10 protein-coding genes are annotated in these 11,687 nt (G+C 41.6%); 7 read left to right on the top strand and 3 right to left on the bottom strand.

Annotated features, from left to right (window positions below; genetic code table 11):
• Positions 1 to 13 precede the first annotated feature (13 nt).
• A complete protein-coding gene (radA, locus tag ACVCDT_RS09985; RefSeq protein WP_447132625.1) occupies positions 14 to 1,375 on the bottom strand; it encodes a DNA repair protein RadA in 1,362 nt (453 codons plus the stop codon).
• Between the two features lie 208 nt (positions 1,376 to 1,583).
• Here radA and ACVCDT_RS09980 point away from each other — a divergent pair, with 208 nt between their 5' ends.
• Positions 1,584 to 4,103 (top strand): PilZ domain-containing protein, encoded by a 2,520-nt coding sequence (locus ACVCDT_RS09980; protein ID WP_447132624.1) that lies wholly within the window; start codon positions 1,584 to 1,586, stop codon positions 4,101 to 4,103.
• Positions 4,104 to 4,127: 24 nt separating this feature from the next.
• Here ACVCDT_RS09980 and serB read toward each other — a convergent pair whose 3' ends face one another.
• Complete coding sequence (gene serB / locus ACVCDT_RS09975) at positions 4,128 to 5,183, bottom strand: phosphoserine phosphatase SerB (protein ID WP_447132623.1); 1,056 nt, start codon at positions 5,181 to 5,183, stop codon at positions 4,128 to 4,130.
• Between the two features lie 169 nt (positions 5,184 to 5,352).
• Here serB and tsaA point away from each other — a divergent pair, with 169 nt between their 5' ends.
• The 6 genes from tsaA to ACVCDT_RS09945 all read left to right on the top strand — a co-directional run bounded on the left by tsaA (position 5,353) and on the right by ACVCDT_RS09945 (position 10,787).
• Positions 5,353 to 6,054: a tRNA (N6-threonylcarbamoyladenosine(37)-N6)-methyltransferase TrmO gene (gene tsaA / locus ACVCDT_RS09970; protein WP_447132622.1), complete on the top strand. Its 702-nt coding sequence runs from the start codon at positions 5,353 to 5,355 to the stop codon at positions 6,052 to 6,054.
• A 143-nt stretch (positions 6,055 to 6,197) separates the two neighbouring features.
• Positions 6,198 to 7,913, top strand: a complete 1,716-nt coding sequence (locus ACVCDT_RS09965; protein ID WP_447132621.1) for a proline--tRNA ligase — start codon at positions 6,198 to 6,200, stop codon at positions 7,911 to 7,913.
• A gap of 177 nt (positions 7,914 to 8,090) precedes the next feature.
• On the top strand, positions 8,091 to 8,930 hold the full coding sequence (locus ACVCDT_RS09960) for an MBL fold metallo-hydrolase (protein WP_447132620.1): 840 nt from the start codon (positions 8,091 to 8,093) through the stop codon (positions 8,928 to 8,930).
• A gap of 11 nt (positions 8,931 to 8,941) precedes the next feature.
• Positions 8,942 to 10,072 (top strand): patatin-like phospholipase family protein, encoded by a 1,131-nt coding sequence (locus tag ACVCDT_RS09955; protein ID WP_447132619.1) that lies wholly within the window; start codon positions 8,942 to 8,944, stop codon positions 10,070 to 10,072.
• Between the two features lie 41 nt (positions 10,073 to 10,113).
• The gene (locus ACVCDT_RS09950; protein WP_447132618.1) at positions 10,114 to 10,275 is read left to right on the top strand and encodes a hypothetical protein; all 162 of its coding nucleotides are present in this window, start codon (positions 10,114 to 10,116) and stop codon (positions 10,273 to 10,275) included.
• A 50-nt stretch (positions 10,276 to 10,325) separates the two neighbouring features.
• On the top strand, positions 10,326 to 10,787 hold the full coding sequence (locus tag ACVCDT_RS09945; protein ID WP_447132617.1) for an SRPBCC family protein: 462 nt from the start codon (positions 10,326 to 10,328) through the stop codon (positions 10,785 to 10,787).
• A gap of 34 nt (positions 10,788 to 10,821) precedes the next feature.
• On the opposite strand, the gene ACVCDT_RS09940 is transcribed toward ACVCDT_RS09945, so the two are convergent.
• Positions 10,822 to 11,610, bottom strand: a complete 789-nt coding sequence (locus tag ACVCDT_RS09940; protein ID WP_447132616.1) for an FKBP-type peptidyl-prolyl cis-trans isomerase — start codon at positions 11,608 to 11,610, stop codon at positions 10,822 to 10,824.
• Positions 11,611 to 11,687 lie beyond the last annotated feature (77 nt).

Below are 11,687 nucleotides of genomic sequence, written 5' to 3'. Positions count from 1 at the left end.
GCTAAGTTTGTATTTACAGTGCCTCTAAGGCTTCAGACAACCTAGAAACGCCTATCACCTCAATGCCATTTACCTTTTGTTTGGGTACATTGGCTTTGGGCACTATGGCACGTTTAAAGCCATGTTTGGCCGCTTCACTTATTCGTTCTGAGCCATTAGGTACAGGTCTAATTTCGCCAGCTAGCCCCACTTCGCCAAACGCCATTAAAGACTGATCTAACACTTTATTTTGAAAGCTAGATACTATGGCTAAAAGTAGCGCTAAATCTGCACTGGTTTCATTAACTTTTACCCCACCTACCACATTGGCAAATACATCTTGATCATTCATTTGCACATTGCCATGGCGGTTCAAGACTGCCAATAGCATAGCTAGGCGGTTTTGCTCTAACCCCACAGCCACTCGCCTAGGATTAGCCATTTGTGAATAATCCACTAAGGCTTGGATTTCCACTAATAATGGCCGTGTACCTTCCCACACAACCATTACTATACTGCCGGGAGATGCTTGCTCATCTCGACTCAGAAAAATCGCCGAAGGGTTATTTACTTCTTTTAGGCCCTTTTCGGTCATCGCAAACACCCCAAGCTCATTCACCGCCCCAAAGCGATTCTTTTGACTTCTTAGGGTGCGATATCGACTGTCACTTTCTCCCTCTAACATCATAGAGCAATCAATACAGTGCTCTAACACTTTAGGACCAGCTAAACTACCTTCTTTAGTCACATGCCCTACTAAAAACATGGCGATATGCTGTTGCTTGGCAAAACGAGTAAGGTAAGCCGCACTTTCTCGCACCTGCGAGACACTTCCGGGAGCCGACTGTACATCTGGCACTTGCATCACCTGAATAGAGTCTATGACCATAATTTGTGGCTTATGCTGCAAGGCTAGATCACAAATTACCTCTACATTGGTTTCGGCTAATAAGTTTAATTTATCTTTGGCTAAGCCCAAGCGCTGAGCGCGCATGGCTACTTGTTGCAAGGATTCTTCACCAGTTACATACAAGGCAGTTTTGCTGCTGGCCATTTTACACATGACCTGCAATAACATAGTGCTTTTACCCGCTCCAGGTGAACCGCCAATTAACATGGCTGAGCCAGGTACTATGCCACCACCTAACACACGATCTAACTCTTTATACCCAGAGGCGATTCTTGGTAAAGCTTGTAAATCAATGCTTTCTAACGATTCCACTTTAGCTTGAGTTTGCCCCGAATAACCTCCTGAACTTTTGGCTGTGTTATTAGCCGACGAAATTACAAATTCAGTGATACTATTCCAAGCTTGGCAGTCCTGACATTGTCCTTGCCAGCGTGGGTATTGGCTTCCACAATCAGAACAGACATAAGCGGTTTTTCTTTTTGCCATAACAGAGATTTTGCCTTTTGTTAGGTTTTGGTGTGTGACTTTAGTATTTTAATGCTCTTAGCTCAGCCTATAGTAAAAACCAATTCCTTTATAAGCTAGTTCCAAATAAGCTGTTAAAGTGCATAATAATCATAGTTTTAACTTTTTGGCCGATAACAAAGCGTTGCCTGATAGTTTTTTAACCAAAAGATGAAATAAATCACACTACATGAGCCAAGATTTAGAAGAATACCACGACATTATCGAAGAGCTGAAACCTATGATCAACGAGCCTGAATTTAATCAGGTGTTGAGCCAGGTGGCTGCGAGGGTGCCTAAACAAAAACGCTTTTTATTAAAAATGGAACTAATGCGTTTAGCTAGACCTTGTATTCGATTAATTGATCTGCGTGGTTTAGTAGATGGCCAGTGTAAAATTTATGAGCATGAAGGCAAAGAGCACTTTTTAGATGAATTAGCCATTGAAACCTTTGAACGCCAAGTACGCATATTTGGCGAATATACCATAGGGGTATATGAAGCCGTCACTAACACAGAAAACAACTTTCGTGTTATCTATAAAAAAGAGCAATTGGCCGCGCGTAACAAAAGAAATACCTCTGTAGTTGAAGCGCCCAAGCAAGAACATTTTCACGCCCCATTAATCGACTTTGCGAATTTTGCCCAAAGAGCCGAAGAGCGCATGAATTTTTCGGTCAATATAGAAATGTTTACTGAGCTAAATAAAAGTGTACAAGCTACCACTATAGATGTGTCGGTCAATGGGCTAAAAGTCAAAGCCAGCAAAGAACACTTGTTTAAACCTGATGAAAAACTCACAGTGCAATTTAGGGGCCTTGAGAAAGAATATTTACTAGATAAACGTCAGGGCGTGAGTTATGTGATCAGTAGCGTGGAATCAACCAAAGACGCGCAAAGGCTTAATTTAAAGCGTCAGTTTGATGTGCCCTTCCCGTCTTTTGATAAGTTTTTTGAACGTTTTATCCATGGCAACAAAAGACGCTACAAAGTCAATTTAGACAACACTATTAAAGCCATTCAAAATAAAACCTATGAGCAATATTACATTCCTAATTTTGCTTCTATCCCTATTTTTATTGATCAAATAGGCGATAAATTTGAGCCTAGGTATGCTTTAGCCAACGATTGTAATCGCGAAGAAATACAATATTGGGCCAATGAATTACAAGACTTAAAAGTTGGATATTTACTTTCACAAAGCCGAATAAAACAAGCACTTTCGCTACCTAAAGGTCAACAAGAGTTATTTATTTTTGTGTTTAACCACATTAAAAATGACAAAGTTTATTTTTACTCTGCCACTCATAGCGAATTAGAAGCTAAGCCCGAATTAAAAAAAGTCTTTTTAGGTTATGGTGCCAGAAAGGCTAGTTGGCGCATTTATAAGTTACAAATGACAGCAGTGGATCCTGAGCAGAGTTATCGCCCGCTTTCTATTGGCAACAGCATTAACGATAAAGTAAAACGTCAGAATCAAAAGCCATCACCACGTTTGATGTCACGCTTAAAAAACATTAAGCACATAGCCGTGCTGACCAATATTACTGATGAGCCAAGCACCCAACATTATCAAAAATATAAAATCAAACGCGAGCAACTCGCACAACTAAAAGTATTTGGGCATCCGCGCAACAAACCGCCTGCCGCTGTGACTGTATATCGTTTTAAATACTTTAATCAGCGCCGCGAAACTCGCTTTTTATTACGCACCGCTGTGCAGGTCAATATTGACAATTTAACCTTTGAAGGCCACACAGAAGATATTTCAACCAAAGGGCTACGCATTGAGCTAGACAAGTTTTTCCCACAATCGGCCAAGGCTAAGGTAAATTTAAGTTTTCCGCAGCTGCAATCTGTCACCAGCAAATTTGATTTGTCGGACTTACCTTATGTGGTGCGCCATGTATCAAAAGACCATCACGTTTTGCATTTACAAAACTTTGTCACCGAACAAAGCAATACCGCTAGGCGCTTTTTTGAGGCTCTAATCAAGTCCAACCGTTCTAAGTTAAGAGCTTATCGAGATGAAGAAGAAGTGCCAGGAATTGGCGAGGCTTTGCGTAACATCTATGCACATAACGTACTTAACCTTGCCTACTTTTTACGTAAAGAAGGGGTAGACGTGGTTCCCGACCGTGTGGCCACATCACAGACAGACACTAGGCTGTTGAAACTATTACAATTTAAAAGCGAAAATGAACAGGTAAATCTGTACCCAATTTTTAGAAACAACAAACTGCATCACGATTTTATTCCCCACACGTTAGCCAATGTAAAGCCTAACGACCGCCCACAAATGCGCGAGTTATTCATTGCCTTTGATCCAAGTAAAGAACGGTTAGCCGATGCCGTGAATAGTTACTACGCTGAGCAATTTACTCAGGCTGAGTTAAAACGCCAGTTTATAAGTCAGGCGCTGTTAAATGGTCAATTTATTGCGGTAAAAGTGTTTTTAGCCAGAACTGGCCGACCCGACTTTGAAACTATGCAATCTGAATTAAACTATGTCAGTGTGTATGCGGTTCACAAAGCCAAATTGTTAGAAGAACAACTATGGAATGTGACGGCCATGGGAGATTTAGTGGATATAACAGATGAAGTGCTAAGGCGTTATGAATTCGACGAAAGTGTGATACTAAAAAACCACCAGCCTCCCCCTACTCATAAAGTCAAAGAAGTGGGTATAGAGCAATTGTTAAAGGCCTAACCCTGGCCTGTTCCAAACTAAATATTAAGCGGCTAAAACCCAAAGCAAGGCATCTAAACTGGCCCACCTTATGGCTATATCTGCTTGTTGGCGAACAATAGGTTTAGCATGCAAGGCCACCCCTAATGCTGCGGCATTCATCATTAACAGATCATTTGCGCCATCGCCCATAGCTATGGTTTGCGAAGACGGAATTTGCCATTTTTGTGCGAGTTCTAATAAATTTTGCGCCTTGGCTTGGGCATCCACTATCGGCCCTACTACTTGCCCGGTTAGTTTGCCTTGTTCAATCTGCAAATCATTGGCTTTGGCCGCATCTAATGCTAAACGCCCCTGTAAATAATCAGCAAAATAACTAAATCCACCAGATGCAATGGCCACTTTCCAATTATGTTGCTTGAGCACAGTCACTAAGTTGGCCACGCCGGGCATTAATGGCAGGGCATGTTTTACTTGTTCTAGTATGCTTTGGTCGGCCTCGGCTAAGCAGGCCACTCGGGTTGTGAGACTTTGTGCAAAGTCTAGTTTACCTTGCATAGCTTGGGCTGTGACCTCAGCGACTTCTTGCCCAACTCCAGCCGCGGCAGCAATTTCGTCAATGCATTCAACGGCTATAACTGTGCTATCCATATCCATCAGCAATAATCCAGGCTCAGCTAAGCTTGGGGCTTTATCCACTAAACACAGCTCAATGCAAAATTGTTGCGCAAGGTTTTCTAATTCTGGGGTTAATATTTCCTGAGTGTGCGCTTTGACTATGGCTGAGATTGCAAACCCTTGTACGCCACTGACTTGGATCACAGAATAAAACTGAAACTCTAAACGAGCTTTAAGTGCATGGCTTACTTGTAGTATCTGCTGCAAACACAAGCCTTCGGCAAACATCAGTAATTTTTTGCTTGGCTTTGTTGGGCTAAATTCCAGTGTTTCGGCCTCTGCCTTTTGACAGCTTAGCAAAGGCTTAGGCGTCACTAAAACTCGCTCAGTTAAGCCAAAATGGTGCAATTTATGCTGCTCAATTAAATCACGTAAAAACTCATGAGATGCCAGTTGCTGATCAGATAAGACTTGCTCAAACACAGTAATTTTTCCCTTTTTAAGATGTATTTATGGTATCCAAAGCAAACTCAGATTGCTATGCCAGCCTTATGCTTGATTGGGTTAGTTTATAATTTATCAGTTGATTAAGCCTGAGCTTTGCGCAACCATTGGTGGCTCTTGAACATAACGTTGTTAGCTAGATTACTTTATGACTCTTGCCATTGCGCCCATAGCCCACATTCGCACACCTTACAGTGAAAAGTTTGCCATTCCCCGACAACCTGGCTTAGTTAAGCGCGCCTATGGCGACATTATTTTTTTACCCGAATTTAACGATCCCAATTATTTGCGTGGTATTGAACAATTTAGTCACCTGTGGTTAATTTTTCATTTTCACCAAAGTGCCAATAAAAGCCACTCGGCGCTTATTCGCCCTCCTCGTTTAGGCGGCAATAAAAAGCTAGGGGTGTGGGCCAGTCGCAGTAATTTTAGACCCAATAATATAGGCATGTCTGTAGTAGAGTTTGCCGCCGTGGAATGGACCAAGCAACAGTTAAAGTTAAAGGTCAAAGGGCCAGATTTAGTAGACGGCACCCCTATTCTTGATATCAAACCTTATGTGCCTTATGCCGATAGCCTAAGCCATGCGCAGGGAGGGTTTGCCCAAGATAAGCCGCCAAACATGGAGGTAGTGTTTAGTGCCCAAGCTCAACAAGACTTAAGCGCTTTAACCACTGCCCCTGCTGATTTTTATCAGTTAATTGCCGAGGTATTAAGTCAAGACCCTAGGCCGGCTTATCATAGCCAGTCTCAACCAGATAAAATTTATGGCATGACTTTGTATAACTTTAACATTCAATGGCAAGTAAAAGAGCAACAAAACCTAGTACTAAAAATCACCCAAACTTAATAGCTTTGCTTTATTGCTTGTAAGTTAATTAGCTTTAACCTGCAAGAAAAACCAGCCAAGGCTAATTTTGCTAGATTGGTCATAAAGCTACTGTTAGAATGGCCGCCGATTTTTAACCTCAACCCGTAGAGACACTACTAGCCATGCGCACTAGCCAATACCTATTATCCACTCAAAAAGAAACACCAGCCGACGCAGAAGTCATTAGCCATCAATTGATGCTCAGAGCTGGCATGGTAAGAAAGCTAGCGTCTGGTCTATATACTTGGTTGCCCACTGGTTTACGAGTGTTAAATAAAGTCGCCAATATTGTGCGCGAAGAAATGAATAAAGCCGGCTCTATTGAAGTTTTAATGCCTGTGGTTCAGCCTGCAGATCTATGGCAAGAGTCTGGACGCTGGGAAGAATACGGCCCAGAATTATTACGCATTAAAGATCGCCATAATCGTGACTTTGTACTTGGCCCTACTCATGAAGAAGTGATTACAGCGCTAGTCAAAAACGAAGTCAGCAGCTACAAACAGTTACCCCTGAACCTGTATCAAGTACAAACTAAATTTAGAGATGAAGTGCGTCCTAGGTTTGGCATCATGCGTGGTCGCGAATTTACCATGAAAGACGCCTATTCATTTCATATTGATCAAAGCTGTTTAGAAAACACTTACCAAAACATGTTTCAAGCTTATTGTAATATTTTTGAACGTATTGGCTTAGATTATCGCCCTGTTATTGCCGATACAGGCTCAATTGGCGGCAGTGCTTCCCATGAATTTCACGTTTTAGCTGATTCAGGTGAAGACGACATTGCCTTTAGTAATGGCTCAGACTACGCCGCTAACATTGAAATGGCCACAACCCAGATTGATACAAGCTTTAGCCCTGAAGGCCAGCAAAGTATAGAAAAAATTGCCACGCCTGAGCAAAAAACCATTGAGCAAGTCAGTCAATTTTTGCAGCTTGATGTGAAACAAACAGTGAAAACCTTAATTGTATTAGCCGAAGCCGATGAAGCTGGTAATCAAGGCTTAGTGGCCTTAGTTTTGCGTGGCGATCACCAACTAAACCCAGTAAAAGCCGAAAAATTAGCTGGGGTGGCCGCACCTTTAACTATGGCTAGTGAAGAGCAAATTGAACAACAACTTGGCTGCACTATAGGCTCTATTGGTCCAGTTAACAGTAAAGTACCGGTAATTGTTGACCACAGCGCAGCTCAACTAGCTGACTTTGTATGTGGTGCCAACGAAACTGGTCAACACTTTATTGGGGTTAATTGGGCAAAAGATGTGGGTGAATATCAAGCAGCAGACATACGCAATGTGGTAACTGGCGATGCTTCTCCTGATGGCCAAGGAACCTTAGAAATTAAACGTGGAATAGAAGTAGGGCATATTTTCCAATTAGGCGATAAGTACTCTCAAGCCCTTGGTTGTGGGGTATTAGACGAAAATGGCAAACATAAAATTCTAAGTATGGGCTGTTACGGCATTGGGGTTTCTCGCATAGTCGCTGCTGCTATTGAGCAAAACCATGATAAATACGGCATTATTTGGCCAGAAGCCATTGCGCCTTTCAAAGTAGCACTTATTCCAATGAATATGCATAAGTCACATCGTATTCAGGAAGTGGCTGAGTCTTTGTATACCCAGCTCACGCAAGCCGGCATTGAAGTGTTGTTTGACGACCGTAAGGAACGCCCTGGTGTGATGTTTAACGACATGGAGTTGATTGGTGTACCGCATACTATTGTTATTGGTGAGCGTAATCTAGACGAACAAAAAGTGGAATACAAAAACCGCGCCAGTGGTGAAAAGCAACTTGTTGATATTAGTACTTTACTAGACTTTGTTACCCAGCTTTAAACTAGGCTTATAGCCAAGTTACCTTTTAAAGCGCCTTAAGGCGCTTTTTATTTATTTAAAACTTTATGTAAATAGAATCAAAGCTAATACTTTGATGACTAAGTTAATACTTAAGCCTAGCGATATTTAGTGTTATCTTTAGCTTATAAAACTGAATTAATATAATTAGAGATCTACATGCAAGTGACCTTTTACGGTGTACGCGGCTCCTGCCCATCACCTGGCCCAGAGTTTGTAAAGTACGGCGGAAACACAGCATGTGTTCACCTATGTTTAGATGACGGTACTGATATTATTTTAGATGCAGGCACTGGCATAAAACACTTAGGTCAAAAGCTGATCAAGCAAACCAACGACATACACTTGTTACTCTCGCATAATCACTGGGATCATATTCAAGGTTTTCCATTTTTTGCCCCTATTTATCAGCCTAAACGAAATATTTTTATCACTCCAGGTCAGATCACATTTGATGCCGACAACGCCATTTTAGAGCAAATGAGCGGAAGTTATTTTCCAGTAGATTACAAAGACTTACCTTCAAATATTGAAATTAAGCCCTTAGCGCCAAATGTGGTTGAATGGAAAATTGGCAGCGCCAAAATTACTCGCTTAGCTATGAACCACCCAGGTAGTGGCAGTTCTTATTGCATTCAGGCTGACGGTAAAAAAGTAGCCTATATAACAGACAACGAACTCTACCCTCCGTACAAAAAGAATACTGACTTTTTAGATTGGGTTGAGTTTAGTCGCAATGCTGATCTTATTATTCATGATGCACAATATATGCTGTCTGATATGCCAGCTAAATCGGGCTGGGGGCACTCGGTTGCCGAAGAAGCAGTGAAGTTAGCTATGGGTAGCAATGCTAAGCGCATGGCATTATATAGTCATGATCACATTCGCACTGATGATGAAATTGCAGCCATAGAAAGCCATTGCCAAGAAGTCATTGAAATTGGTGGCGCAGACCTTGAGTTATTTGCCGCAGCCGAAGGACTGAGCTTTACCTTATAGGAGCAGACGAATTGACCGAGCGTAATCAATATTCGTTATTATTGTCGGGAGGCGGTGCAAGAGCCGCATATCAACTCGGTGTGCTCAAAGCCATTGGCTCATTTTTACCTCGTAATAAAGGCCTACCTTTTCCTATAGTTTGTGGTAACTCGGCTGGCGCTATCAATGCAGCAGGGCTAGCCTGTTATGCTTCTTGCTTTCATTTAGGCTTACGTAAACTTGAATGGGTCTGGAAAAACTTTGATACTCGCCAAGTCTACGACAGCGGAGTTAGAGATGTATTTAGGCATTTGTCTGGTAACTTTTTCTCTAGCTTTTTATCTGAACAAAACCAAAAAAAGCCCGCCAGTTTGTTAAATAACCAACCCCTAAGAAAACTGATCCGCAGCAGATTAGACTTTAATCGCATCGACAGAAACATTGCCACAGGACACTTACGCGCTATTAGTGTTAATGCCTCAAGCTATAGTAGTCACGACTCCATCAGTTTTTTTCAAGGTCAAGCCGATATAAAGCCTTGGCAAAGAGAGCAAAGACGCGGCATAGCTTGTTCATTAGATTCTGAACATTTAATGGCCTCATCGGCCATTCCCATGTTGTTTCCTCCTGTGCGTATGTTAGGTGAGTATTTAGGTGATGGCTCAGTGCATCAGCTTTCTCCTTTGAGCCCAGCGATACATTTAGGTGCTGAAAAAATATTGATCATTGGTGTAGAACAGCCAGAGAAAGTATCACGCTTTACCGACATGAATCGCTACCCAAGTAGCATCGCCATTGCAGGCCATTTGCTCGATACCATTTTTGCCGATACCTTAAAAGCTGATCTTGAACGTCTAACTAGGATCAATCAAACCATAGCGCATATGACCCATCAGCAAAGGCAACAAACCAACTTAAAAACCATAGATTGCCTAGCCATTAACCCTTCTATAGACTTTAACGACATGGCCGCAAGGCATTTTCATCGTATGCCTTCGGGGATAAAAATGTTATTACGTATGATGGGGATACACGACAAAGCCGATGCCAGCTTGCTCAGCTATTTATTATTCGAAAAAGAATTCTGCCGCGAACTAATTGAGCTAGGCATGCAAGATGGACTCGCAAGGCAAGACGAACTTCGCAGCTTTTTAGCGATTTAGTTTTTTAATCTATGCTCACCCAATAACATCAGGACTAAAACATGGTTGATATTAAAAAGGAAAAAATCAAACCCATTTGCCCACACTGTGAAAAGCAACTAGATAAACTAATAGAAGTTAACCGAGGCTGGTTTGCCGTTAACCGAGTATTTTGTTGCCCTGAGTGCCACAAAATAGTTGGGATCTCAGCTGGCGCTCAGTAACTCTGGTTAGTTATCAACCCTCCTAGACTAGCGCTAAAAGGAATGTATCCATGCACATATCGACACACATAATCATCAACCAATCAGCGCCAGTAATTTGGGCCGCAATAACAGATATCGCCAATGCCAAACAGATGATTTCAAATATCCTTAAGCTAGAGGTTTTACATCAGCCACCAACCGGCTTAGTGGGATTAAAGTGGCAAGAAACCCGAAAAATGTTTGGTAATGAAGAATCCGAAACCATGTGGATAACTGAAGCGAAAGACCACCACTATTATTGCACTAGAGCAGAAAGCCATGGCTGTGTTTACCAGTCGCGCTTAGAAGTCACCCAGCTAGCCGAAACTTGTCAATTAACTATGAGCTTTAACAGTGAAGCGCAAACCCTTACTAGCAAAATTCTATTTTTTATCATGAGCCCTTTTATTAAACGTGCCATGCTAAAAGAGTTAAATAAAGACTTGCTAGACATCAAAGCTTTTGTCGAACAAACACCAGTCAACAAATAGCGTAAAACCGTTTTGCTCCTAACCTAGCCTGCTTTTAATTAGTGGGTTTAATCTCAAAGAGTTCTAATTCAAATATTAGGGTTTTATTTAATATTTGGTTTTCCCTATTTCCATATGCTTGAGAAGGAGGAAACCAACCACTCACTCGATCGCCTTCAACTAATAATGGCATTAAAGCCTGTATGCCTTTGACCATATTTTTTAGTGCAAAGGTCTTTTTTTCACCGCCCAACTCTGAACTATCAATATATTCGCCATCGATATTCCACACAGAATAATGCATCACAATACTGTCATTTAAACTGGGGTGGCGAGTGCCCGACCCTTTTTTTATATAAGAATACCCGCCGCCATTGGGCACTAAATGCTGAGAATCTTTTAGGTTAAATAATGCCGGTTTTGCTGCAGGAAACTTAACATGCTTAGAATGGGTAATAGTGATTAACTTGGTTTTGCCAGAGTGAAGGTTGTCTTTAGCTAACAAAGAACCATTGACTTTGTATACTCGCGTTTCTTGCAAGGCAAGCGCATGCAGCATAGACAAATAATAACTTGCTAGGGCCTCTTCATCGAAGAGCTCAAAATTAATAAAAACTGGACTTGCCTCAAAAAAAACACTGCGACTTGCGGTTTTGCCATCCTCAAGTGTCACCTTAAAATCATATTGACTAATATGCTTATCTGGAATTAAAGAAACACTTTGTGGCTTTTGCAAAACTTTAAAGGAAATCCCCTCTGAGAAATCCTTCCAGTTTTCTTCTGGCATGCCATAGATATTAAATGAAAAAAATAGGCTAATGAAAACAAGAGGCAGTATTCGCATTGTGTAACCCGCTAATAGCTAAAGTCAGTCAAGTATATACCAGCTTAATCTTTCCGCTATTTAACCTGCCATTAAGT

The organism is Paraglaciecola aestuariivivens (genome assembly GCF_052983255.1).
Note: the sequence above shows the minus strand (reverse complement) of the source record. Positions and strands in the feature narration are given on the sequence as shown.